29 protein-coding genes and 2 tRNA genes are annotated in these 26,251 nt (G+C 54.2%); 11 read left to right on the top strand and 20 right to left on the bottom strand.

Going from position 1 to position 26,251, the window contains the following annotated elements:
- Window positions 1-48: 48 nt before the first annotated feature.
- A complete protein-coding gene (gene rmf, locus KIF87_RS07395; RefSeq protein ID WP_013097261.1) occupies window positions 49-216 on the top strand; it encodes a ribosome modulation factor in 168 nt (55 codons plus the stop codon).
- Window positions 217-287: 71 nt separating this feature from the next.
- Here rmf and fabA read toward each other — a convergent pair whose 3' ends face one another.
- Together fabA and KIF87_RS07385 are read right to left on the bottom strand one after the other, a co-directional pair.
- Entirely contained in the window at window positions 288-806 is a 519-nt protein-coding gene (gene fabA, locus KIF87_RS07390; RefSeq protein ID WP_008499931.1) for a 3-hydroxyacyl-[acyl-carrier-protein] dehydratase FabA, read from the bottom strand.
- Between the two features lie 68 nt (window positions 807-874).
- Window positions 875-2,635 carry an AAA family ATPase gene (locus KIF87_RS07385; RefSeq protein ID WP_213328357.1) on the bottom strand — a complete coding sequence of 587 codons (1,761 nt, stop codon included), beginning with the start codon at window positions 2,633-2,635 and terminating at the stop codon, window positions 875-877.
- Window positions 2,636-2,821: 186 nt separating this feature from the next.
- Here KIF87_RS07385 and matP point away from each other — a divergent pair, with 186 nt between their 5' ends.
- Window positions 2,822-3,274, top strand: coding sequence for a macrodomain Ter protein MatP (matP, locus tag KIF87_RS07380; protein WP_063143983.1), 453 nt, complete (start codon window positions 2,822-2,824; stop codon window positions 3,272-3,274).
- 63 nt (window positions 3,275-3,337) lie between these two features.
- On the opposite strand, the gene ompA is transcribed toward matP, so the two are convergent.
- Window positions 3,338-4,393, bottom strand: a complete 1,056-nt coding sequence (gene ompA / locus KIF87_RS07375) for a porin OmpA (RefSeq protein WP_148242612.1) — start codon at window positions 4,391-4,393, stop codon at window positions 3,338-3,340.
- Between the two features lie 354 nt (window positions 4,394-4,747).
- Window positions 4,748-5,257 carry an SOS-induced cell division inhibitor SulA gene (sulA, locus tag KIF87_RS07370; protein ID WP_213328356.1) on the bottom strand — a complete coding sequence of 170 codons (510 nt, stop codon included), beginning with the start codon at window positions 5,255-5,257 and terminating at the stop codon, window positions 4,748-4,750.
- 217 nt (window positions 5,258-5,474) lie between these two features.
- Between sulA and KIF87_RS07365 the strand changes: the two genes are divergently transcribed.
- The gene (locus KIF87_RS07365; protein ID WP_213328355.1) at window positions 5,475-6,101 is read left to right on the top strand and encodes a TfoX/Sxy family DNA transformation protein; all 627 of its coding nucleotides are present in this window, start codon (window positions 5,475-5,477) and stop codon (window positions 6,099-6,101) included.
- Here the strand turns inward: KIF87_RS07365 and yccS are convergent.
- Together yccS and KIF87_RS07355 are read right to left on the bottom strand one after the other, a co-directional pair.
- Window positions 6,058-8,220: a YccS family putative transporter gene (gene yccS, locus KIF87_RS07360; RefSeq protein WP_213328354.1), complete on the bottom strand. Its 2,163-nt coding sequence runs from the start codon at window positions 8,218-8,220 to the stop codon at window positions 6,058-6,060. The two genes, KIF87_RS07365 and yccS, sit on opposite strands and share 44 nt — an antisense overlap.
- A gap of 19 nt (window positions 8,221-8,239) precedes the next feature.
- Window positions 8,240-8,686, bottom strand: a complete 447-nt coding sequence (locus KIF87_RS07355) for a YccF domain-containing protein (RefSeq protein WP_023311032.1) — start codon at window positions 8,684-8,686, stop codon at window positions 8,240-8,242.
- A gap of 123 nt (window positions 8,687-8,809) precedes the next feature.
- On the opposite strand from KIF87_RS07355, the gene helD reads away from it, so the two are divergent.
- Window positions 8,810-10,864, top strand: coding sequence for a DNA helicase IV (gene helD / locus KIF87_RS07350; RefSeq protein ID WP_213328353.1), 2,055 nt, complete (start codon window positions 8,810-8,812; stop codon window positions 10,862-10,864).
- Between the two features lie 58 nt (window positions 10,865-10,922).
- Here the strand turns inward: helD and mgsA are convergent, their stop codons facing one another.
- Window positions 10,923-11,381 (bottom strand): methylglyoxal synthase, encoded by a 459-nt coding sequence (gene mgsA, locus KIF87_RS07345; protein ID WP_023311034.1) that lies wholly within the window; start codon window positions 11,379-11,381, stop codon window positions 10,923-10,925.
- An 80-nt stretch (window positions 11,382-11,461) separates the two neighbouring features.
- A complete protein-coding gene (gene csgI / locus KIF87_RS07340) occupies window positions 11,462-12,124 on the bottom strand; it encodes a curli synthesis inhibitor (RefSeq protein ID WP_121425765.1) in 663 nt (220 codons plus the stop codon).
- Between the two features lie 173 nt (window positions 12,125-12,297).
- Here csgI and KIF87_RS07335 point away from each other — a divergent pair, with 173 nt between their 5' ends.
- The gene (locus KIF87_RS07335; protein ID WP_028012609.1) at window positions 12,298-12,711 is read left to right on the top strand and encodes a CoA-binding protein; all 414 of its coding nucleotides are present in this window, start codon (window positions 12,298-12,300) and stop codon (window positions 12,709-12,711) included.
- Window positions 12,712-12,748: 37 nt separating this feature from the next.
- Here the strand turns inward: KIF87_RS07335 and hspQ are convergent, their stop codons facing one another.
- The gene (hspQ, locus tag KIF87_RS07330; RefSeq protein WP_008499919.1) at window positions 12,749-13,066 is read right to left on the bottom strand and encodes a heat shock protein HspQ; all 318 of its coding nucleotides are present in this window, start codon (window positions 13,064-13,066) and stop codon (window positions 12,749-12,751) included.
- 60 nt (window positions 13,067-13,126) lie between these two features.
- A complete protein-coding gene (gene rlmI / locus KIF87_RS07325) occupies window positions 13,127-14,317 on the bottom strand; it encodes a 23S rRNA (cytosine(1962)-C(5))-methyltransferase RlmI (protein ID WP_061715623.1) in 1,191 nt (396 codons plus the stop codon).
- A 91-nt stretch (window positions 14,318-14,408) separates the two neighbouring features.
- On the opposite strand from rlmI, the gene yccX reads away from it, so the two are divergent.
- A complete protein-coding gene (yccX, locus tag KIF87_RS07320) occupies window positions 14,409-14,690 on the top strand; it encodes an acylphosphatase (protein WP_213328352.1) in 282 nt (93 codons plus the stop codon).
- Here yccX and tusE read toward each other — a convergent pair.
- Together tusE and yccA are read right to left on the bottom strand one after the other, a co-directional pair.
- Complete coding sequence (tusE, locus tag KIF87_RS07315; RefSeq protein ID WP_213328351.1) at window positions 14,687-15,016, bottom strand: sulfurtransferase TusE; 330 nt, start codon at window positions 15,014-15,016, stop codon at window positions 14,687-14,689. The two genes, yccX and tusE, sit on opposite strands and share 4 nt — an antisense overlap.
- Before the next feature lie 87 nt (window positions 15,017-15,103).
- On the bottom strand, window positions 15,104-15,763 hold the full coding sequence (gene yccA, locus KIF87_RS07310; protein ID WP_023335168.1) for an FtsH protease modulator YccA: 660 nt from the start codon (window positions 15,761-15,763) through the stop codon (window positions 15,104-15,106).
- Between the two features lie 269 nt (window positions 15,764-16,032).
- On the opposite strand from yccA, the gene KIF87_RS07305 reads away from it, so the two are divergent.
- The 4 genes from KIF87_RS07305 (at window position 16,033) to KIF87_RS07290 (ending at window position 19,144) form a co-directional block, all read left to right on the top strand.
- On the top strand, window positions 16,033-17,661 hold the full coding sequence (locus tag KIF87_RS07305) for an ABC transporter substrate-binding protein (protein WP_213328350.1): 1,629 nt from the start codon (window positions 16,033-16,035) through the stop codon (window positions 17,659-17,661).
- Between the two features lie 130 nt (window positions 17,662-17,791).
- Window positions 17,792-17,879: transfer RNA gene (locus KIF87_RS07300), tRNA-Ser, on the top strand.
- A 290-nt stretch (window positions 17,880-18,169) separates the two neighbouring features.
- Window positions 18,170-18,427: a YjhX family toxin gene (locus KIF87_RS07295; protein WP_213328349.1), complete on the top strand. Its 258-nt coding sequence runs from the start codon at window positions 18,170-18,172 to the stop codon at window positions 18,425-18,427.
- Between the two features lie 9 nt (window positions 18,428-18,436).
- Window positions 18,437-19,144 (top strand): SAM-dependent methyltransferase, encoded by a 708-nt coding sequence (locus KIF87_RS07290; protein WP_213328348.1) that lies wholly within the window; start codon window positions 18,437-18,439, stop codon window positions 19,142-19,144.
- A 99-nt stretch (window positions 19,145-19,243) separates the two neighbouring features.
- Here the strand turns inward: KIF87_RS07290 and KIF87_RS07285 are convergent, their stop codons facing one another.
- The 7 genes from KIF87_RS07285 to KIF87_RS07260 form a co-directional block, all read right to left on the bottom strand.
- Entirely contained in the window at window positions 19,244-20,080 is an 837-nt protein-coding gene (locus KIF87_RS07285) for an alpha/beta fold hydrolase (protein ID WP_063439613.1), read from the bottom strand.
- Window positions 20,081-20,258: 178 nt separating this feature from the next.
- The gene (locus tag KIF87_RS07280; protein ID WP_213328347.1) at window positions 20,259-21,287 is read right to left on the bottom strand and encodes a diguanylate cyclase domain-containing protein; all 1,029 of its coding nucleotides are present in this window, start codon (window positions 21,285-21,287) and stop codon (window positions 20,259-20,261) included.
- A 155-nt stretch (window positions 21,288-21,442) separates the two neighbouring features.
- Window positions 21,443-21,661: an acyl carrier protein gene (locus KIF87_RS07275; RefSeq protein ID WP_008499867.1), complete on the bottom strand. Its 219-nt coding sequence runs from the start codon at window positions 21,659-21,661 to the stop codon at window positions 21,443-21,445.
- Window positions 21,662-21,678: 17 nt separating this feature from the next.
- Window positions 21,679-23,112 carry an AMP-binding protein gene (locus KIF87_RS07270; RefSeq protein ID WP_213328346.1) on the bottom strand — a complete coding sequence of 478 codons (1,434 nt, stop codon included), beginning with the start codon at window positions 23,110-23,112 and terminating at the stop codon, window positions 21,679-21,681.
- Entirely contained in the window at window positions 23,109-24,227 is a 1,119-nt protein-coding gene (locus KIF87_RS07265; RefSeq protein WP_121425779.1) for an MBOAT family O-acyltransferase, read from the bottom strand. The genes KIF87_RS07270 and KIF87_RS07265 overlap by 4 nt, the downstream gene beginning before the upstream one ends.
- Window positions 24,228-24,236: 9 nt before the next feature.
- Complete coding sequence (locus KIF87_RS23395) at window positions 24,237-24,359, bottom strand: hypothetical protein (protein ID WP_023335174.1); 123 nt, start codon at window positions 24,357-24,359, stop codon at window positions 24,237-24,239.
- On the bottom strand, window positions 24,356-25,492 hold the full coding sequence (locus KIF87_RS07260; RefSeq protein WP_213328426.1) for a D-alanyl-lipoteichoic acid biosynthesis protein DltD: 1,137 nt from the start codon (window positions 25,490-25,492) through the stop codon (window positions 24,356-24,358). The genes KIF87_RS23395 and KIF87_RS07260 overlap by 4 nt, the downstream gene beginning before the upstream one ends.
- 277 nt (window positions 25,493-25,769) lie before the next feature.
- Between KIF87_RS07260 and KIF87_RS07255 the strand changes: the two genes are divergently transcribed.
- Window positions 25,770-25,857 (top strand) — tRNA-Ser (locus KIF87_RS07255).
- A gap of 18 nt (window positions 25,858-25,875) precedes the next feature.
- Here the strand turns inward: KIF87_RS07255 and KIF87_RS07250 are convergent.
- Window positions 25,876-26,118 (bottom strand): hypothetical protein, encoded by a 243-nt coding sequence (locus tag KIF87_RS07250; protein WP_213328345.1) that lies wholly within the window; start codon window positions 26,116-26,118, stop codon window positions 25,876-25,878.
- Between the last annotated feature and the right edge of the window lie 133 nt (window positions 26,119-26,251).

Here is a 26,251-nt window from a genome sequence, read left to right as displayed (position 1 = left end):
CAGACACTGTTTTCTTTCCACCAGACAAAAGAATGAGGGAAACGAGGCATGAAGAGACAGAAACGAGATCGCCTGGAACGGGCTCATCAACGTGGTTATCAGGCCGGCATCGCTGGACGTTCTAAAGAAATGTGTCCTTATCAGACGATAAATCAAAGGTCACAATGGCTTGGAGGCTGGCGAGAAGCCATCGGCGACAGGGCACTCATAGCCTGATAACGTCTCTTTCAAAAAAGAAACCTCCGCATTGCGGAGGTTTCGCCTTTCTGGAGGTGCGAAAAGCACAATCAGAACGCGGAAGTGTCCTGGAACAGGCCAACTTTCAGGTCGCTTGCGCTATAGATCAGACGGCCGTCTACCAGCACTTCGCCATCAGCCAGGCCCATAATCAGACGGCGGTTAACGATGCGCTTGAAGTGAATACGATAGGTCACTTTCTTCGCTGTAGGCAGAACCTGGCCAGTGAATTTTACTTCGCCCACGCCCAGCGCGCGGCCTTTACCTTCGCCGCCCAGCCAGCCCAGATAGAAACCAACCAGCTGCCACATGGCATCCAGGCCCAGACAGCCAGGCATTACTGGATCGCCAATAAAGTGGCAACCGAAGAACCACAGGTCCGGGTTGATATCGAGTTCTGCTTCTACGTAACCCTTATCGAAGTTGCCGCCGGTTTCGGTCATTTTCACGACACGGTCCATCATCAGCATGTTCGGGGCCGGCAACTGTGGGCCTTTTGCGCCAAACAGTTCGCCGCGACCAGAGGCAAGAAGATCTTCTTTTGTATAGGATTCGCGTTTATCTACCATGTTCTCAGTAAGCCTTATTTTAGTGAAGGACGCAGGATAGCTAACACGTGTACGCTGAACAAGTCCGATCAGTTCGAACTAAACCAGCCCAGCCAGCGTAACGGCCATGGATAACGATGACGAGCATCCTGCTGCGTCGCCTGAGCAATGCGCTCCTGGATGGTCTGCATCAGGGTGGTTTGCCCTTCGCCATCCCAAACCAGATTTGTCAGTAAGGGTAGCGCATCCTCAATCCCTTCGATGGCCCAGATGGTGAACTGCTCTTGCTCAACCGCATCAAGAATGTCCTGACTGAGGCTCAAATGGCGTGCGTTGGGAGCAGGAATAATCACACCCTGTTTGCCGTTTAAACCGCGCTGCTGACAGATAGAGAAGAAGCCTTCAATCTTTTCGTTGAGGCCTCCCACAGGCTGGGCACGGCCGAACTGGTCCACCGAACCGGTGATCGCGATGTTCTGATTGATGGGCACTTCCGCCAGGGCGCTGATTAAGGCGCACAGCTCGGCCATAGAGGCGCTGTCGCCATCCACTTCGCTGTAGGACTGCTCAAACGTCAGCGAGGCGGAGAAGGGGATCTGTTGCTCAAGCTGCAGCTCTGACATCAAAAACGCCTGCATGATCATCATGCCTTTCGCGTGAATGTTGCCGCCCAGCTCGGCTTTCCGTTCGATATCGGTGAACTCGCCATCGCCAATGTGCACAACGCAGCTGATACGAGACGGTTCCCCGAATGCGCGCGGATGGCCGGGAAATTCAATCACCGACAGGGCGTTGATCTGCCCGACGCGCTCGCCTTCGGTCTCCACCAGAATTTGTTCCAGCAGAATTTCATCCTGCATACGGTCGGCAAGATAGCCTTCTCGCCACTCACGCTGAGCCAGCATCTGAGTGAGCTGTTCGCCGGTGAACGCTCCGTCACCGCTGATCGCACCCACTTCACGCAGCTGTTTACCGATCCAGAGCGGGCAAAGCGGCAGCGTTTCCTGGTCACCGGTGTAGCGCACCGCTTCGCGGATTAAGCCCGGCCATGCGTCAGCCGCAGGGGTTGGCAGCGTAAAACGTTCAGCAACGTCCATCACCCACTGGCACCACTGTGCCATATCGTCGGCGTCAGCAATCTGGATGTTGTCTTCGTATTCGCTATACACCGCCTGCTCTGCGAGTTCCGGCTCCATTTCCTGGAAGTCCGCCAGCGATTCACGGTCGCCCGTCAGCACGACGGTTAGCGACAGCGGCATAGACGGAACGGAGACAGGCAGAGGACGAGACTCATCGTAGCCGACCCAGTCGAAACGCTGCTGGTGCACGATGGTTTTCAGACGCATCCACAGCAGCGGCTGCGAGAGCAGGGTACGCAGTGAGATGATGAGAACACCGCCATTTGCGCGATGTACCAGCCCCGGCTGCAGCGAAAGTTCACCGTTAAACTGGCGCAGACAACCAAAGAGCTGTTCCGCCTCGGCCCAGTTAGCGGTAATCACTTCGCCCTTAGCGGCAAAACGACCATCGGCCTGCGCCGCCGGTTCGAAAGTGACATCATGTCCCGCAATACGATACTGGCCGCCAAAAACTGCGTTCGCTTCCGGCTTCAGCTGGCGCACGGCATCTCCGAGCAGCGTCAGGTATTCCGCTTCTTCCGGGGCCTTGAGCAGCATGAAGGGCGCAGTTGCCCATGGGCTTAACACCTGCTCCAGCGCATAATGCAAACGAGGCTGCGTATCGCTAAGGGTGAATTCGTGTTCTTTTGCGAGTTCGGGCTGTGCAAACAGTTCCTGGTAACTTTCGGTATCCGGAACAAGGTCACGCCATGCAAGTTTCGTAATGGTCAAAGTTGATGTTTTTTAGTCAGATGTAAAAGCGTGGAGTATACCGTAAGCGGGGGGCTGTACCCAAGCAGGATTGGGTATTTCGACAGGGCGATTGGCTGCATTCACTCACAGGATATGATTTCTTTTCAGCAGATTGCTAAAAAACTGATATTCTGAACAGAGTTACGTGGTAACACTGAGATCGCAATGAAATATCAACAACTGGAAAATCTCGAAAGCGGCTGGAAATGGAAGTACCTGGTCAAAAAGCACCGAGAAGGGGAGCTGATCACCTGCTACATCGAAGCCAGCGCTGCGCAAGAAGCCGTGGATATTTTGCTGACCCTCGAAAATGAACCGGTACAGGTTAACAGCTGGATTGAGAAACACATCAATCCCGCGTTGTTAAACCGGATGAAGCAAACTATCCGCGCGCGACGCAAACGGCATTTTAATGCTGAGCATCAGCACACTCGCAAAAAATCAATCGACCTGGAGTTCGTTGTCTGGCAACGCCTGGCTGGGCTGGCACAACGACGGGGCAAAACGCTTTCGGAAACCATCGTGCAGTTGATTGAGGATGCCGAACATAAAGAGAAGTACGCCAATCAGATGTCGACGCTGAAGAACGACCTTCAGGCTCTGTTGGGTAAAAAGTAGATTTTTCTTTTCTGCAGACAATAAAAAACCCCGCATGGCGGGGTTTTTTTAAAAGACGATAACTTATGCCGCTGGCTGAGTTACAACGTCTTTGATGCCTTTAACTTCGATCTCTACGCGACGATCTGGAGCCAGGCAGTCGATCAGTGCAGCGCGAGCTTTCACGTTGTCACAGGTGTTGCCAGTAACTGGGTTAGATTCGCCCATACCACGTGGGGAGATCTTGTTAGCTGGGATACCTTTAGAGATCAGGTAATCAACAACAGACTGAGCACGTTTCTCAGACAGTTTCTGGTTGTAAGCGTCAGAACCGATACGGTCGGTGAAGCCCAGAACCACTACTGAACCGTCTTTAGGATCCAGGTTGCTCAGCTGAGAGTACAGCTGATCCAGTGCCTGCTGACCTTCTGGCTTCAGAGTCGCTTTGTTGAAGTTGAACAGAACGTCAGACTTCAGAGTGAAGTGCTTGGTCTGTACTTCTGGAGCTGGAGCCGGCGCTGGAGCAACAACTGGTGCTGCTTCTTCCTGCTGGCCGAAACGGTAGGAAACACCTACGCTCAGCATGCCGTTGTCTGGACGAACACCAACGGTGTTGCCGTCGCCGATGTTGTTAACCCACTGGTATTCCAGACGGGTAGCGATGTCACGGGTCATAGCCCACTCAACGCCACCAGCGAATACTGGGGAAACACCGGTATCATGGTTGTCACCAGCGATGTTGTTGCTGGAGTCTGCGCGCCATACCATGCCGCCCAGACGGGTGTACACGTCCAGATCGTCAGTGATTGGGTAGCCCAGTTTAGCGGTCAGCTGAACGCCCTGTGCTTTGAAAGCGCCGTTGATGGTGTCGCCTTTGTATGGCATACGACCTAACCAGTCGTAACCCATTTCAAAACCAACATACGGGTTAACCTGATAGCCACCGAACGCACCTGCACCAAGCTGGCTCTCGTGAGTTGGGCCATCATTGTTCAGGCTGCTGTTGTACCAGCCGGTGTCGTGGAACTGAGACCAGCCCAGTTTACCACCTGCATACCAGGTATTATCTTTCGGAGCGGCCTGCGCTACGGTAGCGAAGCCAGCCAGTGCCACTGCAATCGCGATAGCTGTCTTTTTCATTTTTTGCGCCTCGTTATCATCCAAAATTCGCCATGAAAGTCTCAGGAGAGAATCACGGTTAAATCCTTCACCGGGGGGCGTGGTCAAATATAAATCTACCGATATCTTCGGCTTAGGCCGAGCACCCCTGGCGATGTAAAGTCTACAACGTAGCTGAAAACTTACAAGTGTGAAGTCCGTCAGGCATATGAAAAAAAAAGTTCCGTATACCGATTATTTAACATTTTTCGAACGAATTTTGTGCAATAAAATTAAGGAGAACCGCACCAGACAAGCCTTGCCGCAATTTTCAGTCAGGGAACTTTAATGCCATCTTGTAGTCAAAAAAAATTCCAGGAAAAATCTTAATTTCACTCAATGATACAAATTCGAGTGAATTTTTAGCCCAGAAAGTTGTCCTCTGCGGTAAGAATCCGATCGAACCGGACGCATAATGAACCCGATCGCACTCCCTTCTTCAGCTGCTTCAGTCAGACGGAAATGTTCCTCTTCCGTCAATTCTTCCGGTAACCATCCAATCACCACGCTGTAATTTCCGGTGCGTAACGCGCGAATCATCGACTCCACTGTATCGCACGGCGAGAGCTGGTTAATTTGCATGACCTTAGTTAGCGGAAGGCCTGCGGACTGAACCCACTCACGGCTCAGTTTTTGCTGAGGCGTGAGCCAAAGCTGCCAGCGTGATTGCTGACCAAGCTGTTGCAATAACGGCAACAGCAGAAGTTGCGTCAACAGGGGCTGGTCTTCACGATAAACCACTTCACTGATAAGCCCCGTGGAAACACGCTCGACGGAATTCTGCGCGACATTGCCTGCGGTAGAAGAGAGAGAGGTTGAGCGATTTGCATAGCCTGAAGTGTGCATATTCATTCCAGCCCTGTAGTTACTGTATGGATATACAGTAACCCCTGTATGCATAAAGATCAACCTCATTTTCGGAAAGCGACTCGCAAAATTCATTCAATCTTGATGCCCCTCGTAAAATCATCTTGCTCAACGGCGATAAGTTGCCTATTTTCCTGCTAACGGATCCGCTAGTAAGAAATTTCGTTGTTACGTTATGATTTTTAAGGGAAATATCATGAAAAAGATATCTTATGAACGGATTTATAAATCCCAGGAATACCTCTCCCCGCTGGGCGAGATACATCATCGCGCACTGTTTGGAGGCTACACCCTGGCGGTAGATGATGCAGTTTTTGCCATGGTGTCTGATGGCGAGCTTTATCTTCGGGCCTGTGAGGAGAGTGCGAAATACTGTGTAAAGAATGCCTCTTCATTTTTGACGTTGATGAAGCGTGGCCGCCCGGTGCTGCTCAACTATTACCGTGTGGATGACGGATTATGGCAGGACAGGGACCGGTTGCTTCAGCTCTCCTCGTTTGCGCTTAGCGCGGCAAGAAAAGAGCGCTATCAGCGCCATCAGCGAAACCGCCTGAAGGATCTGCCAAACCTGACCTTTCAGCTTGAGGTCTTACTCTTTGAAGCAGGCATCACTAACGAGGAAACGCTCCGGGAGCTCGGTGCCAGAGCGAGCTGGCTAAAGATGCGGGCAAAAAACAAAGCGCTCGGTATTAAAGTTCTCTTCGCGCTGGAAGGGGCTATCGAAGGGCTGCATGAGGCGGCACTCCCGGCAGGCATTCGCCGGGAGCTGACGGAGTGGTTTAATGCGCTGCCTGAGCCACAGGAGAATCACTCCTCCAGGTAGCGATTTGCTGTTGCAGCCGGCAAATTTCAGGCAGCAGAGCGATAAGCAGGCCTATCTGCTGAAGAACCAGCGGCGCTTTGCTGTCGTTTCCTGGGTCAAGATGCGCAATGCGTTGAGCCAGTTCATCCAGCGCCTGTTCAACGCGGGGCTCATCGGCCGGCCGGTGATGAAGCGCGTCATCGACATAGCAGACGGCGTCATCGAGCAGGTTGAGAATACCCGGGTTGGTGAGTTTCTCACGGTGGGCACCCAGCGTCGAAATATAGCTGGTGAACGTATGGTTCAGGCAGAGCAGGCGGAACGCGGTCTCACGGATTTCCGCCGTGGCGCGAGGCTCCGTTGACATGTTAGAGACAACGGAGGCCAGTTCTGCATCACTGTTGTGCGCGTCGCGACGTGCTATCCGGTAAGCCAGGCGGTTATCGCGCCCCTGGTGGTACTGCTCCAGGATAGCGTCAAGGTATCGACAGTTGGCGTTCATCGCCCTGTCTACCACGCGCGGCAAATTGCGGAAACGCCAGTCCGGCCAGATAAAGCTGACCGCGGCCCAGGCAATCGCGCAGCCAATCAGGGTATCGATCACGCGGGGCAGGGCGACTTCAAACCCTTCACCCAGCAGGTTAAAGCAGAGCAGCACCAGCAGCGTGATGAACATGGTGGCATGGGCATACTGCACGTTGCGAAACGCAAAGAACAGCACGCCGGTGATCACGATCAGAATCAATTGACCTTCAACGGAGGGCACAAAATAGAGCACCGGAAGGCCGATCGCGACGCCAACCAGCGTGCCGATAATACGCAGCGCAAGACGGTGTCGGGTGGCGTTATAGTTCGGCTGGCAGACGAACAGGCTGGTCAGCAGGATCCAGTAGCCGTGGTGCAGCCCGGTTATCTGAATAAAGGCATAACCCACGCACAGGACCAGCGACATTCTCACCGCGTGGCGAAAGAGCGCCGACTCCGGCGTAAAGTTGCGGCTCAGCCGTAGCCACATATCGCTAGCGCTGTGCACGCTGTCATCAGCAAGCTGATTTTCCACCTCACTGCCCGGCAGCGCCATCGCCTGTTCGGACTCAATTGTCGCCAGCTGAGCATCAATCGCCCGCAGGTTGTTCAGCAGAAAGCCCAGCGCTTTGATGTGCTCCGGTGACGTTCCGCTGGCCTGAACGCGGTCAAGCGCCGCATCAAGATGGCTGAATACGCGTTCAAAGCGGGGATCATGCTGATAGGGCGTGCGCAGCAGAATGGAGCGCGAGAGCTGCTGACACGCCTGGGACTGCATGGACAGCAGGCGCTGGAAGCGGAACATGACGTCGCTGTAGCGGAACTTCTCGCGCAGGGCAGCATACTGAACGTGCGAGGAGCTGGCGCGTTCATGAATATCCTGGGCGGCAAAATAGTAGTGTAAGGTCCTTCGGGTTCCGCGCTGACCGCGATCGCCGCGCAGACGGGTAAGCAGAGAGGCTTTTGTCTGGTTAAGGGTAGCGACCAGCTGGCCGTTTGCCAGCGCCAGATCGTAGAGCGGAGCCTGGCTTTCTTCCTCGATATCCGGGTCGAACAGCCTGGACTTCAGTTCCAGATAGTGGGCTAACTGCTCAAAGCTGCGGGCAAGGTTATCCTGCAGAGGGCGAACCGGGAAGATCAGATGACCGGTTAGCGTCAGCAGGTTATACCAGATGGCGCCCAGCAACAGCAGAACCGGCTGCTGGTACCACTGGTCGTACAGGGAAACGCCCAGCATGGTGTAGATGGCGATCAGCAATGCACCAAAAGCGATGGTGGCATAGCGCTGCCCAAGGCCGCCCAGCAAAATAAACCCGCTGGTTGAGAGCGTAAGGCCCAGGGCAAACAGCCAGGGCCACGGGAAAAGCAGCTCAACGGACGCTGACGCAATGAAAAAGCAGACAAGCGTAATGACCAGGTTACGTAAACGCCCGGCCAGACGATCGTCCAGGTCCGCCAGCGCCCCGGCCACCACCCCCAGCGTGAGTGGAATGGTGAGCTTGACATCATTCAGCCACCAGGGCAGGGCAACCGTGCCGCAAAGCGCGATAAATATCCTGACGTTGTATAGCCAGGTGCTGTTCCAGGTATAACGGCGAAGCAGTGGGCTTAGCATAAACGCGGCCGGTCCTTATTTACTGAAAACGACGACGAGCGTTTGCTTCACGCGCCGCCTGGGCCACTTCTACCGGAACAACCCTGCGACCGACGGGCCAAAGGGCGATGGCGGCGATCTTAAAGTTTGCGATCCCCACCGGAATGCCAATAATCGTGATGCACTGCGCAATACCGGCAAAAATATGCATGATGCACAGCCACCAGCCGAAGAAAATCAGCCACAGAATGTTCAGCAGGGTTCCGCCCGTATTCATCAGGGCGTTTTTGCTCTCCGGATTCAGCTCGTCAACGTGGATGGCTTCATTCCCGTAGGGGATTAAGGAGAGTTTTGTGATTTCCCAGCAGGACCGGGTCAGGGGAAGCGTGAAAATCAGGACGATGCTCACCAGCGTGGCAAAAAGCCAGGAAAGGGTGGTGGCAAAACCGCCCAGCACAAAATTCAACACATTCAGAACGGTACGCATAAACCCTCACTTCCTTTCGATAAAATTAACGCCCAATGATTGTAACGTTTTTTTAGGCTGGAGCACCTTAAAACTGGCAGTTAAACTGTCAGGTAAATTATCTCTTCGTGGATTTGGCGGAACATGGAACTGAAAGCAACGTCGTTAGGCAAACGCCTGGCGCAACACCCTTACGACAGGGTTGTTCTCCTTAATGCCGGGGTGAAAGTCTCCGGGGAACGCCACGAATACCTTATTCCGTTTAATCAGCTTCTGGCTATCCACTGCAAACGCGGGCTGGTGTGGGGCGAGCTGGAGTTCGTTCTGCCTGACGATAAAGTCGTGCGTCTTCACGGCACCGAGTGGGCGGAAACTCAGCGTTTCCATCATCACCTGAACGCGCTCTGGCAGCAGTGGAGCCAGGATATGAGCGTGATTGCCGCCCAGGTGCTCCAGCAGGTGCTGGACGATATCGCGCAAAGCAACGCGCAACACGCGTGGCTGACCCGTCAGCAGACCGCCGGGCTGCAGCAAAAGATCCGACAGGCACTTTCGGCGCTGCCGCTCTCCGTGACGCGTCTCGACGAGTTTGACAACTGTCGCGACGCCTGGCGCCAGTGTCAGGCCTGGCTGAATGATAAGGATAAAAGCCGCCTTGCCCATAACCAGGCGTGGACGGACGCCATGCTCACCCAATACGCCGACTTTTTCAGTACGGTGGAATCTTCACCGCTCAATCCGGCCCAGGCGCGCGCGGTGGTCAACGGCGAGCAGTCGTTGCTGGTGCTGGCGGGGGCCGGTAGCGGTAAAACGTCGGTGCTGGTGGCGCGTGCCGGCTGGCTGCTGACGACCGGAGAAGCGGTCGCCGATCAAATTCTGCTTCTGGCCTTTGGCCGCAAGGCTGCCCAGGAGATGGACGAACGTATCCAGGAGCGCCTGCACTCCCGGGATATCACGGCCAGAACCTTCCATGCCCTTGCGCTGCATATTATTCAGCAGGGCAGTAAAAAAGTGCCTTCCATCAGTAAGCTGGAAAACGACGCGCAGGCGCGTCAGGCGCTGTTCATTAAAACGTGGCGCCAGCAGTGCAGTGAGAAAAAAGCGCAGGCGAAAGGGTGGCGTCAGTGGCTGGAGGAGGAGCTCAACTGGGAGGTGCCAGAGGGCAGCTTCTGGCAGGACGATAAGCTGGCGCGTCGGCTGGGTTCGCGACTTGACCGCTGGGTCAGCCTGATGCGAATGCACGGTGGATCGCAGGCAGAGATGATCGAAAGCGCGCCGGAGGCGATCCGCGATCTGTTTTCGAAGAGGGTCAAGCTGATGGCTCCAATGCTGAAAGCCTGGAAAACCGCGCTGAAAGAGGAAAACGCCGTTGATTTCTCCGGTTTGATCCATCAGGCCATCATCATTCTTGAGAAGGGACGTTTTGTCAGCCCGTGGAAACATATTCTGGTGGATGAGTTCCAGGACATCTCACCGCAGCGTGCTGCACTGCTCTCGGCGCTACGGGCGCAAAATAAACATACGTCGCTGTTTGCGGTGGGGGACGACTGGCAGGCCATCTATCGCTTCAGCGGGGCGCAGCTCTCCCTGACGACCGCGTTCCACCACTATTTTGGCGAAGGAGACCGCAGCGATCTGGACACCACCTACCGCTTCAATTCACGAATTGGTGAGATCGCCAACCGCTTTATCCAGCAGAACCCGCATCAGCTGGCAAAGCCGCTCAACAGCCTGCGCCCAGGAGATAAAAAAGCGGTCACCCTGCTGGCGGATGACCAGCTGGAACCGCTGCTGGACAAGCTCAGCGGCTATGCAAAGCCCGATGAACGTATTCTGGTGCTTGCGCGCTACCATCACCTTAAACCCGCGGCGCTGGAAAAAGCCGCCACCCGCTGGCCGAAACTGCAGCTTGAATTTATGACCATTCACGCCAGCAAAGGGCAGCAGGCCGATTATGTGATTGTGGTGGGGCTGAAAGAGGGTAGCGACGGTTTCCCGGCCCCGGCCCGCGAGTCGGTAATGGAAGAGGCCTTACTGCCGGTGCCGGAAGACTTCCCGGATGCCGAAGAGCGGCGTTTGCTGTATGTGGCCATCACCCGCGCGCGGCATCGCGTGTGGCTGCTGTTCAATAAAGAGGAGCCATCCGTGTTTGTCGATATCCTGAAGAGTATTGATGTGCCGGTGGCGCGTAAACCATAACGATGTCAGGCAAGATTTTGTAGGCCGGGTAAGGCGTAGCCGCCACCCGGCAAAAAAACTACTTCAGTCTGTCGGAAAGATAACGCTGATAGTCCGGAATAAGGATATCAACCGGCGAGTTAAACTGCGGCGATTCGATGATGAAATCCGCCGTGGAGAGGTTCGTCGCCACCGGAATATTCCATACCGTTGCCAGACGCAGCAGCGCTTTGACATCCGGATCGTGCGGAACCGCGTTCAGCGGATCCCAGAAGAAGATCAGCACATCAATTTTCCCTTCGGAAATCTGCGCGCCGACCTGCTGATCGCCGCCCATCGGGCCGCTCAGCATGGCATTCACCTGCAGACCCGTTTCGCGCTGGATCAGGTTACCGGTTGTGCCGGTCGCCGACAGGGCGTGCTTTTCCAGCGAAGACTGATGGCGGCGAACCCAGTTAAGCAGCATTTGTTTACAGTGATCGTGCGCCACCAGAGCAATGTGTTTGCGTTCAGGCAGCGTGCGTGTTGTCAGTTCCATAATCATATCCATCAGGTTAACTGACTACACGATGACGGGAACCGTCTGACGCTGCAAGAGAAAGGCGTAAAAAATGTGGCTTATGATGAAGGTTGTTGTTTTGCCCACTGTAAAAACCGGGCCCGCGTGTCGGGATCGGCCTGCTGGAACCAGAATTTAAGGCGCTGTTCCGTCAGGGTCTGGGACTGGGGAGGAATAACGTCCAGTTCCGAGACGCCGGATAGCAGCGTACTGTCGTCCGCCATCATGGTGGCAAACTGCGGAAGCGAGGCGCGTTTACCCGCTTTGTTATAGGTCTGGGTTGCGGCCTCGTAATCCGGACCTTTCGGTGAGGCCGTCAGCGCCAGAATATCCAGCTTCACCGGAATCGGCATCGCATCCCCGTCCAGCAGTTCAATGCGGGGTGAGGCGTCGAAGGCCGCGGATTCCTTCTCCGTTTCAAGGCGAGGGAGGGTGATGTTCACCTGACTGATTTGTCGGGTATTAAAGCTGACGATCAGCGGCGGGGAGATGTACATCCGTTGCTCGTGATTAGCCAGACCGATCGATTTTTCTACCCGGAAGACCAGCTGATGCGGTCCGTTATCTAACTCTATGCTGTCTGCACCCCGCAATAACGAACTGGAGACCTTTTTCCCGTCCAGTACCAGGAGGTCAATGTCGGTAGAAAGCCGGAGCGTGGTAGCAAAAACGCAGACCGGCATCACTAACGCAATCAGAGCAGTGGCAATACCGGTTTTCATAGAAGGCTCCCGTCAGAAATCCTTTCGCCGCATTAATGTATCTAGATTTTTCGAGAATCACGTTTACTAACATATAGACATATTTCGCCGTTTTGCCCTCATGCATCTGTATGGGATGGATGGTTGAGAAGTGCGGTTTGGCGTACACTTTTAAAAAAGCCAGGAGGAAAACCATGAAAGAGAACGATATTGCCGAGATTCTGACATCCACGCGTACCATTGCGCTGGTGGGCGCGAGCGATAAACCCGATCGTCCAAGCTATCGGGTGATGAAATACCTTCTCGATCAGGGTTATCACGTCATCCCGGTCTCGCCAAAAGTGGCGGGGAAAACATTGCTGGGCCAGCAGGGCTATGCCACGCTCGCTGACGTGCCGGAAAAAATTGATATGGTCGATGTCTTCCGTAATTCCGAGGCGGCGTGGGAAGTGGCGCAGGACGCTATCGCCGTCGGCGCGAAAACGCTGTGGATGCAGCTGGGTGTGATTAACGAGCAGGCCGCCGTGCTGGCGCGGGACGCGGGGTTGAAGGTCGTCATGGACCGCTGTCCGGCGATTGACATTCCCCGTCTGGGGCTGGCGAAGTAATAAAAAAAAGCCCGTTCATCGGGCTTTTTTTACACGCTTAGTTCCGCAGGCGCGGAGCCTGTAACTGTTTGCGGATAGTCTGAGCAAGCTCATCCATTGTGGGTTGCTCCGGATGCTCTTCCTGCAGCTCGCTACTCAGCTGCGCTTCGGCAAGATAGGTGTGAACAGGCTGTCCATCATCACCTTCCATCACCACATGGTACCAGGGCGCAGCGCGAAGCTCTGCGTTCACCGCCAGCTCGTCTGCTGACGGTTCGTCAAGGGAATACTCCGGGTCGATATCCACGACCACACCCAAATACCCTAGCAAAGTGTGGCGGACCTGCTGGCCGATACCGAATTTGCTGGCAATCATAGTCACCTCCCGGGAAACACTACTTACACTCAATGTGCGGGCAATATTTCTCTTTTCAAGTTACATGACGCGACAGGCAAACCCTTTCAGATACAGTCCTTCCGGGTAGGTAGCAATCACGGGGTGATCGGCTGCCTGACGGAACTGCTCTATAAATTGTACATCACGGCCAGCATCTATTGCGGCATCGGCGATGATTTTCTGAAATAAATCTGTGGTCATCAGGCCGGAGCAGGAGAAGGTGAGCAAAACCCCGCCCGGGTTCAGCAGCTGGATAGCCAGCATGTTGATATCTTTATACCCACGGCACGCGCCCATCAGCTGGCTTTTGTTTTCCACAAACTTTGGTGGATCCATCACGATGACGTCGAACTTCTCGCCCTGGTCGCGATATTTACGCAGCAGCTTGAAGACGTCATCGCGCACAAACTCCGCTTTGCTCAAGTCCAGCTTGTTGAGCTCGACGTTCTGTTTTGCCACGTCCAGCGCTTCCTGGGAGGTGTCCACGCTCACCACCTGGGCACAGCCGCCCATCAGCGCCGAAACGGCAAAACCGCCGGTATAGGAGAAGCAGTTCAGCACGCGTTTGTCGGCAACGTACTGACGCGTAGCCAGACGGCTGTCGCGCTGGTCGAGGTAGTAACCGGTTTTGTGCCCGCCCTGAATATCCACCAGCAGCTTCATGCCGTGCTCTTCAATCGGCAGCAGGGCAGGTGGCAGTTCGCCCGTTACAGGCCCCTGAGTCAGCTCCATACCTTCTTTTTTGCGCACAGCAACGTCGCTGCGGTCATAGATGGCGCACTGCGGGAACAGCGTTTGCAGCGCGCTAATCAGCGCGGCGCGCTGGTATTCCGCTCCGGCGCTCAGGAGCTGCAGCACCAGGAAGTTACCGAAGCGATCGATGGTCACGCCCGGCAGACCGTCGGACTCACCGGCAATCAGGCGGTAGCTGTCCAGCCCGTCGCGTTTTGCCAGCCAGTCGCGCCACTGCTGCGCCTGCTGCAGGCGGCGGACGAAGAAGTCGATGTCGATGGTTTCATCTTTATCAAACGTCCAGACGCGAGCGCGGATCTGGGACGCTGGCGAGTAGGCGCCTCGCGCTAACCATTTCCCCTGATGGTCAACGATATCAATGGTTTCACCGAGGCTGGCTTTGCCTTCCATACGGGCAACCGCGCCGGAAAAGACCCAGGGATGACGGCGCAGTAATGATTTTTCGCGCCCTTTGGCTAACACTAAACGTACACTCATAATTTGCTGTTCTGTCGATTCAAGAAAATGGCCGCCATTTTCCCGAGTTCGCTGGGGAAATGCAACGCGCCAGACGATAAGGAGAAGGAAGATGTCAAAAATCTGCACCATTGCCTGGGTTCACGGCGTTGTTCAGGGCGTCGGGTTCCGCTACAGCACCCAGCGCGAAGCGGTTGAGCTTGGGCTAACGGGATACGCGCGAAACATGGACGACGGCAGCGTTGAGGTGGTCGCCTGCGGCGAAGCGGAGCAGGTCGACAAGCTGGTGGCGTGGCTGAAAGCGGGTGGGCCGCGCAGCGCACGGGTCGATAAGGTCTTAACGGAACCGCATCAACCCGGCCGGGAGTACGTTAACTTCGGTATCCGCTATTAAATACACTTCACCGGCTTCGGCAGGCCAGCAACCTTTGTAGCCTGTTTTGCCGGGCCTTTCGGGAACAGACGATACAGATAGCGGCTGTTGCCTTTCTCTTCGCCGAACTTATTGGCCATGGCTTTGACCAGCATGCGGATGGCCGGAGAGGTGTTGAATTCAAGATAGAACTCGCGCACAAAACGCACCACTTCCCAGTGTTCGGGAGAGAGGGTAATCCCTTCTTTCTCAGCAATTACTTCTGCCAGCGCTTCGCTCCACTGGCCACTCTCTTTCAGATAACCGTCGTTATCGGTCTCGATCTCTTTGCCTTCAAAACTCAACATAGTCATTCACGCGTCAGTCAAAAACCGCAGCAGTGTACCAAAAAACAAAGCCCCGCATAAGCGGGGCCAGGTTCACAGCGCTATGGCTTAATCGCGGCTGGCGAAGCCCAGGATGCTCAACAGGCTGACGAAGATGTTGTACAGCGACACGTACAGGCTCACGGTAGCGCGGATATAGTTCGTCTCACCGCCGCGAATGATGTTGCTGGTTTCAAACAGGATCGCGCCTGAAGAAATCAGAATAAACACGGCGCTGATCGCCAGATGCAGGGCAGGCAGCTGCAGGAAGATGTTTGCCACCATACCCACCAGCACGACCACGACACCCGCCATCAGCATACCACCGAGGAAGGACATGTCCTTACGGGTGGTCAGCACGTAGGCCGAGCAGCAGAAGAACACCAGCGCGGTACCGCCCAGCGCCATGCCGATAAGGTCGCCCATACCGGCAGAAAGATACGCGTTCAGCATCGGCCCCAGGATATAGCCCAGGAAGCCGGTGAAGGCAAACGCAGAAAGAATACCGACCGGTTTGTCAGCTGTTTTGTAGGTCAGGAACATCAGACCATACATACCCACCAGCGTCAGGATCAGCCCCGGAGACGGCAGCATCAGCACGGTGCTGGCGGTGGCGGTGATCGCTGAGAATGCCAGCGTCAGGCTGAGCATGAAATAGGTATTGCGCAGCACCTTGTGGGTACTGAGTAGCGATGTGCGGTCGCGTGAAGAAGTAATTATACGATCCATGAGTCACTCTCTTATGACAGATGTAATTAGCGGAAAGAATAGGAAACGGCACGCCAGTCTCAAAGTGGTTTTACCCATCTTTACTCAGCACGTTAGCGCTGGAGGTGGTTATTTCTTCTGCAGAAGCGCGTTTCACCAGTATGAACAGCGGTTTGCAACAATTTACCAGATCAAGCTCTTATAGGTTACTGAAAAATATTGCGTTATTACCATTCGAGCGCTAAGAGTTATTTCCGGATCGTCATAAAACAGACAATAAGGCGAAGGAAATGAAACCACAAACACGCACGAACTTTACGCTCTCTTTGTTAACCGCCGGGATCCTGTGCGCCAGCACGGTAGCCTGGGCGGCTAACGTGCCGGCAGGAACCGCGCTGGCCGATAAACAGGAACTGGTCAGGAATAATGGCAGTGAACCGGCTTCGCTCGACCCGCATAAAGTCGAAAGCGATGTCGAATTCAATATTATCAGTGATTTATTCGAAGGGCTGGTCAGCGTCTCTCCGGCAGGAGAAGTCCAGCCCCGACTGGCGGAAAAATGGGAGAATAAGGACAACACCGTCTGGACGTTCCATTTGCGTCCGGGCATCACCTGGAGCGACGGCACGGCGATTACCGTAGAGGATGTGGTCTGGAGCTGGCAGCGCCTGATCGACCCGAAAACGGCTTCGCCTTATGCGAGCTATCCGGGCAACATGCATATCGCCAACGCGGCCGATATCGCCCAGGGGAAAAAAGCGCCCGATACGCTGGGTGTAAAAGCGATTAACGACACCACGCTGGAAGTGACGCTCACGCAGCCAAACGCGGCCTTCCTCGCGATGCTGGCGCACCCGTCGCTGGTGCCGGTGGATAAGGTGCTGATTGGCCGTTTTGGCGATAAGTGGACCAAGCCGGAGCATTTCGTCAGCAGCGGGGCGTACAAGCTGTCGCAGTGGGTGGTCAACGAACGCATCGTGGCGGAGCGCAACCCGCGCTACTGGGACAACGCGCACACCGTGATTAACAAGGTCACCTACCTGCCCATCACGTCGGAGGCCTCGGATGTGAACCGCTACAAAGCGGGCGAAATTGACATTGTGTACACGGTGCCGATTAACCAGTTTGCCCAGCTCAAGAAAACCCTGGGCAGCCAGCTGGACGTTTCACCTCAGCTTGCGACCTATTACTACGAATTCAATACCACCCGTCCGCCGTTCAACGACGCGCGCGTGCGTAAGGCGCTGAACATGGCGCTGGATAAAGACATCATTGCCGGAAAAGTATTAGGGCAGGGGCAGCGCCCGGCGTGGCTCATCAGCCAGCCGGATATCGGCGGCGTTAAGCTACAGAACCCGGATTACGCCAGCTGGCCGCTGGACAAGCGCATCGCGGAGGCGAAAAAGCTGCTGAACGAGGCCGGATATAACGCCAGCCATCCTCTGAGCTTCAACCTGCTCTACAACACCTCTGAATCGCACCAGCGCATCGCGATTGCGGCCAGCTCCATGTGGAAGAAAAACCTCGGCGTGGAGGTAAAGCTGCAAAACCAGGAGTGGAAAACCATGCTGGATACCATGCACACCCACAACTTTGACGCGGTGCGCTACGCGTGGATTGCCGATTACGACGATGCGGCGACCTTCCTGAACAACTTCCGCACGGGCGACAGCGAAAACACCAGCCAGTACAGCAATCCGGACTACGATGGGGCGCTGGTGAACGCTGCAAAAGCCAAAACGGCGGAAGAGCGGGGTAAGTTCTACCAGCAGGCGGAAGATCTGCTGGGGCGTGACGTGCCGGCCATTCCGGTTTATCACTACGTCCGCACGCACCTGGTGAAACCGTGGGTCGGTGGATTTACGCCAGATAAGCTGGGGTACTATTTCACGAAAGACATGTACATCAAAAAACACTGAGCCTGTGCTGATAAAATCGTCGATGTGTCGTCAGTTCAACCGATTAAACACGTTTTGACTATTTTTACAGCGAACGAGTGCAGCCACTCTTTACAGCACGCGGTGAGGTGTTTATAGTTCGCCTCACTTAGGAAGCGTGGCCGAGCGGTTGAAGGCACCGGTCTTGAAAACCGGCGACCCGAAAGGGTTCTAGAGTTCGAATCTCTACGCTTCCGCCAAATATAAACCCCAGGTTACTCGTTAACCTGGGGTTTTTCTTTTGGATTGACCGATCCGCCTCACACTTTTAAAACCCCGCTATTCCCCTGCAAAAACCAGGCGTTATCATTCACCCCGTAAATATCTTTTCATCTCTCACCGAGGCTTTGATGCTGGAGAATGTTTTCATCAGATAATCAGTTTCCCGCCCTTTTCAGGACGGACTGGTTATCGCTGCGCTTAAACCTTACGCACGCACCTGCGGGTGTGGGCTCGTTTTTACGCATGATGATTACACAGGTTTTCCAGTATGAATTTATCCCGTCAGGAACAACGAACCTTACACGTTCTCGCCAAAGGTGGACGTATTGCGCACGTCCGCGACAGTTCTGGCCGCGTCACGTCCGTTGAGTGCTACACCCGTGAAGGGCTGGTGCTGAGCGACTGCACGCTCAGCGTCTTTAAAAAACTCCGCACCAAAAAGCTGATCCGATCCGTGAACGGGCAGCCTTACCGCATCAACACCACCGGGCTGAACAACGTTCGCGCCCAGCTGGATAATCGCTAAGGAGAAGTGATGAATACACCTTATACAGATAGCTATGAACGCGCTTTTTTGCTCGACACCATGATGGGCCCAAATGCCATGCGGCTTACCGAGGAGCTGGTTGCTCAACTGCAGATTGATCCAGGGATGCGCATACTCGATCTCGGCTGCGGGAAAGGGATCTCTTCTATCCTGCTCGCCGAAAAATATGACGCCACGGTTTTTGCCGCCGATCTGTGGATTACGCCGAGCGAAAACGCAGCGCGTTTCAGCGAGCGGGGTCTGGACGGAAAAATTTTTCCGCTACGGGTTGATGCCACGAAAGCGATCCCGTTCGCGCATGATTACTTCGACCTGATCGTGAGCGTGGATGCGTATCAATACTTTGGCAACAATGACGCCATGCTGGGCACGCTGCTACCTTTCCTGAAACCCGGAGGACATATTGCGGTTGCCGTTCCCGGGTTTATCGGGGAATACAGCGAAACGCATCTTCCGGAGGTGGTTAAGCCTTTCTGGACCCCAGAGTGGTATTTCTATCCGCTCTCCTGGTGGAAAGCGCTGTGGGAAAAAGAGCCTGATTCGGTTCTGACCACCGTGCGGGAGATGGATACCTGCCAGCAGGCGTGGGATGAGTTTATGCAATGCGAGATCGCCCAGGAGATGATGGTACCCATTATGGACGCGGGCGCCGGGGCTTATTTCAACATGATCCAACTGGTTGCGCAGAAGCGCTAAAAGGTCATAAACAACGCCACCTCCTGGGTGGCGTTCATGCATTGAATTGTGCAAATGTAGGCCGAGTAAGCGCAGCGCCACCCGGCAAGAAACGCGGCGTTATGAGCGAATAAAGGCCAGAATGTCCGCGTTGATGGTGTCCGCATGGGTGGTATGCATCCCGTGCGGGAAGCCCGGATAAATTTTCAGTACGCTGTTCGCCAGCAGCTTGTCCTGCAGCAGGGCAGCGTTTTTATACGGCACGACCTGATCGTCGTCGCCCTGCAACACCAGAACGGGAACCGTGATGGTTTTTAAATCTTCCGTCTGGTCGGTCTCTGAAAACGCCTTAATCCCCTCGTAGTGGGCCTTAGCGCTTCCGATCATCCCCTGACGCCACCAGTTCTGGATCGTGCCCTGTGAAACGTCCGCGCCCTCCCGATTAAAGCCGTAGAATGGACCGCTGGCGACGTCGAGGTAAAACTGGGCGCGGTTAGCCGCCAGCGCTTTGCGGAAGCCGTCGAAAACCTCAATAGGCGTTCCGCCTGGGTTAGCGTCCGTTTTGACCATCAGCGGCGGCACGGCGCTGACTAGCACCGCTTTGGCGACGCGCCCCTGCGGCTGTCCATACCGGGCAACATAGCGGGCGACCTGGCCGCCGCCGGTGGAGTGACCGACGTGCACGGCATTGCGCAGATCCAGGCTTTCAACCACGGCTGACGCGTCGGACGCATAATGATCCATGTCGTGGCCTTCGCTCACCTGGTCCGAACGCCCGTGACCACGGCGATCGATAGCGATAACGCGATAGCCTTCTGCGAGGAAGAAGAGCATCTGGTTATCCCAGTCATCGGCACTCAGCGGCCAGCCGTGGTGGAAAACAATGGGTTGAGCCTCTTTTGGGCCCCAGTCTTTGTAGTAAATATTGACGCCGTCTTTCGTTGTTACGAATGCCATACCGCAGACTCCTCTGTTAAAGGCAAAACGATCCCCGGCTGAACGCACAGCGAATCATTAATGCCTTAATTAAGTTGGCTTTTTTCTGTTTCCCGTACCGACAGTACTCCTAAAGTGTAGGAGAAATAGTAAAAGCGGTTGGTTTCATTGCTGTTAAAGGCATCCATTGCCAGCCCCATCATCGTTCACCCGGCGTTACCCGCTTGCGGATATACATCGCCTTGTCTGCGCTATTGAGCAACGTATCGGCATCACCCGCGTCATGAGGAAAGCGGGCAATGCCAATACTGCCGGAGATGGTAATCACCTGCTCGTTAATCAAAAAAGACTGTGCCAGCGCGGCGCTGACCTTTTCCGCCGTTTGTGTGGGTAAGGGATCATTGGTTGTTAGATCGGGGAGCAGGGCGACAAACTCATCGCCGCCGAGGCGGGCCACCGTGTCACCTTCGCGCAGTACGCTTTGCAGGCGAAATGCCACCAGCCGCAGCAGCTCGTCGCCGACGGCATGACCATGGAGATCGTTCACCGGTTTAAACCGGTCGAGGTCGATAAACAGCAGCGCCACTTCTTTATCGTGGGCGATAGCCTGGGCGATCGCCAGCTCCAGACGGTTAACCAGTAATCTCCGGTTCGGTAACCCCGTCAGGGCATCAAAGTTAGCATGCAGCCACGCGATATGTTCACGCTGTTTGCGATCGGTAATATCGCGAATAAAGGCCGAAAATATTTGCTTACCCGCTTGCTGATGCGGCCATATCGAGAGCTCAATAGGGAACTCGCCCTTGGTGCGATGCAGCGCAGCGATCTCGATAGTGCGGTTGAGAATATTCGACGGTTGCCCGGCCTGGAAGCGCATCAGGCCGCGTGCGTGCTGCTCGCGAAACGCTTCCGGTACGATCATCTTGCCAAGGCTGTTGCCTGTCGCTTCTTCCGCTGACCAGCCGAACATTCGCTCTGCCGCCTGGTTCCAGTTCACAACGTTACCGGCATGATCGATGGTAATCACCGCATCCTGCGCGGTTTCAACCAGCTGACGATGGTACTCTTCACTCTCTTCCAGCGCCTGCTTCATCGACTCTATCTGGCTGATGCTCTCCTGCAGCTCGCTGTGCATTTCCGCCAGCGAAAGGGAGAAGAAGCGGATCCGCTCTTCAACGGACATATTTTTCATTTCTGAATAGAGATCGCTGGCGGTACGTGGCGGCATACTGAATTCCTGGCAAAAGGGTTAAGTACCTATCAATTATGGCGCTTTAGATAACTTTTTGTATCGGGGGGGCAGGACGGCGGTAGGGGGCTTGCAGGTATTCTGGACAGCAGCAATAAAAGAGGCTCTGGAGCATGCCCCCAGAGCCTTCCGGATTAGCGGTTTTCTTCAATATAGCGGGCCAGGTCCGCAGGGGTTTTCAGCACCGTCGCCACGTCAGTTGGCGGGATCATACAGCCGTAAACGTCCTGCACTTCCAGCACCATATCGACTGCCAGGATGGAGTCGAGAATGTCGGATTCAATCAGTTCATCGTGAAAGCCCACCTTACGGGATAACACTTTTTCGAACAGGGCGAGAATTTCTTGTTCCATAATTTTTCCTGGAGTCATTAATTTGTGCGGGCGTAAGCGTCCAGCAGCTTGCGGTCAATTTTGCCGTTAGGATTCAGCGGCAAAGCGTCTTTTACGATAATTTGTGAAGGCACCATATAGTGCGGAACCACCTTCGACAGCGACGTTTTGATGGTATCCGGCGCCATATCCGTCACGCAGAATGCGGCAATGCGCAGCACGCTGCCGCAGGATTTCATCAGCGGCAGAACCACCGCTTCGTTGATGCCGGACATGGCCAGCAGGCGGTTTTCAATCTCATTGATTTCAATACGGTAGCCATTCAGTTTGACCTGGCTATCGTTGCGACCCTGGCAATAGATAAGCCCCGCTTTATAGCCCAGATCGCCGGTCCGGTAGCCGCGAAACGCTTCATTTTCCCGACGGAGTAATTTTTCCGCGTTCTCCTGCGGCAGGCCGAGGTAGCCGCGCATGACGTTTTTACCCCAGATAATCAGCTCGCCGTCGGCGGAAATTTCCATTTTGCTCTCAGGCATCATGACCCCCACCGGCAGCACGGCGCTGTCGCTGTTCAGGATCTCATCCGTGATTTCAACCACGGTCGTCGCGATGGTCGCTTCCGTTGGACCATAGGAGTTGATGATTTTGGCCTGCGGGAAACGGCGGCGGAGCTGTTTAACCAGCGCCTTATTTAACACTTCACCAATGAAGATAAAGACGCTCAGCGCAGGCAAATACTCGCTGTTGAACTGCGGGGAAAGCAGCTGCTGGTACGCAAAAGAGGGGGTGGAAACCCAGGCGGAGACCGCGTTGCTTTTCAGTCGCTCCAGCCAGTTCTCTTTCTGAATATCCTCTTTAGCGTTCAGCACGATGTGTCCGCCCATCGCCAGATTCGCGAGCAAAGGGATCAGGGAGAGGTCAAAGCTGAATACCGCGTGGTTCATCAGGACCGGTTTTTCCGGCAGTGAAAATTCCTGGCTGACCCATTTCATGAAGTGCCATACGCTTTCACGCCCAATCTGCACGCCTTTAGGTTTACCGGTGCTGCCAGAGGTAAACATGATGTAGGCCAGATCCTGCTCCTCCAGCACCTTGCCCGGTTCACCGGTGGCGATGAACTGCCGGGTCGCGACATCGTAATAGTAAGGGGCATTGGCCAGATGGCAGATCTCGCGCAGGCGCTCCTGCGGGTAGATGCAGTCCACCGGGATGTACGGAATGTTGTGCAGCAGGCAGCTATAAATCGCCACGGCGAACTCGGCCTGCTGGTGTCCGTACAGGACGACTGGCGTACCGGCAACAGGCTGGTAACGCTGATAGCGCTGCGTCCAGTCAGTCACGGCAGCAGAAAGCTGTAGCCAGCTTAAGGCTTCGTCGCTGCCGCTGATGGCCAGCTGCTGCGGAGAGGCGGGATCGCATAATGCCGCACGTAAGAAATCCTGCAGTTCCTGAAGATCGGAGTGATTTTTCATAGAGGTGACATTCCACTAAAGATGTAAAGGGATCCCGCGGCGCTTCCCAGCGTCAGAATTCGCCCTAAAAACGCAACGGCCGGATACTGCAAACCGCGGTGCAATGCCGGGCTGCGTTTGGCTGACCACAGCAGCATGTTATGGGTGACGGAAATCGCGCCAAACAGCGCGCCGCTGATAACGTAATGGCGCTCCAGGCCATTCCATGCCCCCATGCAGAACAGGGTGCAAAAAATACCGATATTTTGCGCCAGCGTTTTGTTCTGACGGAAAAAGTTGAACTTCATCAGGTTCATGTAAACGGGCATAAAGACCACATCGCGCAGCCATTCAGACAAACTGATGTGGAAGCGGCGCCAGAAATCCTGCGGGTTCTTTGCCAGAAGCGGCATGTTGAAGTTTGCCGGAATGTTGAGCCCAAACAGGCGGCCCGCGCCGATGGCCATATTGCTGTAACCCGCAAAATCAAAGTACAGGTAGGTGCTATAGGCAATCGACATCACCACGCCCACGGTCAGCGTAAACGGCTTATGGCTCCAGGGCTGCACGACAAGCGAATCGATCAGCATGGCAAACAGGAACTTCTGGACAATGCCGGTAATGATTTGCTCTAACGCGACTAAAAACTGTTCACGGTTAAGGGCAAATACGGGCTTGCTGACATCGCTCATCCATGTCCGCCAGCGGTACATGGGGCCGGCCAGAATAATAAAAGGCATAAACAGATAGCAGAAATAGTGCAGGAAATTCTGACCTTCTTTTTTACTGCGATAGAGCAGCACGTCCACCGCGCGGAACGTCATAAAAGAGAGGCCGATCATGCCCCAGTGGTTATTTAAATGCAGCTTCACTAAAAATAAGGGCAGCAACGTTAAAATGATTGCCTGCCAGGTTTTTAACCAGCCTTTTTCTTTAAAGGTCGCGAGCACATAAAAGGTGATAAATACGGCCGCCGGGACAATATAATCCCCCTGAAATATGTACCCCCAGCCGACTGCCGTCAGCACCGACAGCGCCGACAGCCAGGTCAGGCGATGGCGTAATACGCGATTGACCAGCGCAAACGCCAGGGCGGAGGAAAACAAATAAACAAAAAACATGCCTGAGCTATACATCATTCGGCCTCAGAACTTTTGATATTCAAAATGCAGCTGCATACTCATGCTGTCATCGACAGAGGTCCACGCGACGATGGTGATCGCCAGCAGGAGATAAAGGAAAAAAAGACGGATCGCGATTTTCATCATTTAAAACTCTGTGCAATAAAGCGAATCATAGGAACCCAGGCCAGTTCGGAAGGGTGCAAACGATCCCAGTTCCAGCCATTCTGATAAGGCATGGCGTACATATCTAAATAAGGGATCTGGTTCTTTTCCAGAATGGTTTTAATTTGCTTATCAACCGGGCGGAAGGTATCGGTATTGTAAAGCGCCCAGGGGTTAACCGGGTCGACGATAGCAATCACCTGCACGTGACGTTCTTTCAGCAGCTGAACGGTTTTACTGAATGCGGCGATTTGCGCAGGCACGACCGGCGTGTCATCCCACTGCTGTGGCTTACCGTCCTCTTCGTAAATCGTTTTGTCCATCCACAGCGTGGCCGCGCTCTGCTGGCGTTTTTTATTTAACTCGCGCGCGTTCGCCAGCTCTTTATCCCAGTCTGGGGCGATGTGGGTGGTTGGCTGCTGCGGCCAGGGCTGTACCGTCTGGGGCGTGACGTTGAGCAGCGCCAGCCAGTCGTTTTTTATTAGGGTGCAGAGGTTCGCAAACTGGAAGCTCAGCTCGTCCCACATCAGATCGGGGTGCCAGCCAAAGACGCGCATTTGGCCAAAGGTTAAATGGCTTATGTCTTTACTATCAATATGCTTTAAATAATTAACCAGCAGCGGGCGCGCCTGCGGATCCTTCATCAGCGGATTAAAAATAGAACCGGGGAAATTATCGGCATAGATAGCCGGTGGCAGACCTTTTGAGTAAAAGCTGTCAGGTGCCAGAAGCAAAACCACTTTACTGTTTGCGTTAAGGCTATTTTTAAAACGTGAGAACAGTAAAAATTGCGTTTCGTCATCGACAAATGCATCGCCATACGCCACGACGGGCGTGTGTAATTGCTTATTAAAGTAATTATATACAGCGTAATGTTCATCTTCTGAGGTTGCCACCTCAGACGCGCCAATGAAGAAAATAGCATTCCCTTCTAAGGCGTGAGAAATAGTCGCAATTTTTTCCGCTTGTTCTTTCGGCGTGCCGTCCATTGATTTAATCAGCGGCTGGAAGGTGAGGGGCGGATCGAAGCTCGTCACCAGTGGGTGAACGCACAGAAACAGAATGGCCAGGGTCGCCATCAGGATATGTAAGCAAAACGTATTTTTGATTTTCATCATCAACCAGTAACACTGCATGGCAGTAATTTCTAAAATCTGTGACTGCTCAGATTTATAACAATTACACAACAAATGACCGTTTATTTTTGTGGCATTCTATACCAGAGCGATTTAAAAGGATGAGCGTTGCTGTGTTACGGTATGTACAAGCGAGCAGAGACCGATGCGCCGTCAGCGTCTGGGTGATTTTTGCGCAGTCAAACGCCGGTGGGTAAAATTAGAAAAATTCCTGCTTTACAAGGCGCTAATAGATGTTTATAGTGCGCCTCACTTTGGAAGCGTGGCCGAGCGGTTGAAGGCACCGGTCTTGAAAACCGGCGACCCGAAAGGGTTCTAGAGTTCGAATCTCTACGCTTCCGCCAAATTCGAAACCCAGGTCGTTATGCGACCTGGGTTTTTTGTTTTGATCCGGTTTCAGCATGCGCGCTGGAGCGCCGGTTATCGAAAGGACGTACACAAAACCCCGCGCTATTTTTAGCACAACGTTTTGTTTTATATTTTTTAACGTCCTGTCCTGCACTATTCCTGTTTTTAATGCCCATACGGTTTTTCGTATAATAAGGCGCTGCCGCCATTATGTAAGGCACAAATTGAACAGGTCTTAATAATTTTTCATGTTTCATTTCATTTTCAGCAAGTACTCTGGCCTGACGCGCAAAACTGATTAAATCATGGTGTGGATCACTGCCGACGGAGCATAACTAAAATATAATGGCGGTATCGTTCTGAAGCAGGGTTTATTCGCTTCAAAAAATT

The sequence above is a fragment of the Enterobacter sp. 120016 genome, assembly GCF_018383635.1.
In the GTDB taxonomy this organism is placed as follows: domain Bacteria; phylum Pseudomonadota; class Gammaproteobacteria; order Enterobacterales; family Enterobacteriaceae; genus Enterobacter; species Enterobacter asburiae_D.
This window is presented reverse-complemented; position numbering and strand designations above follow the sequence as displayed.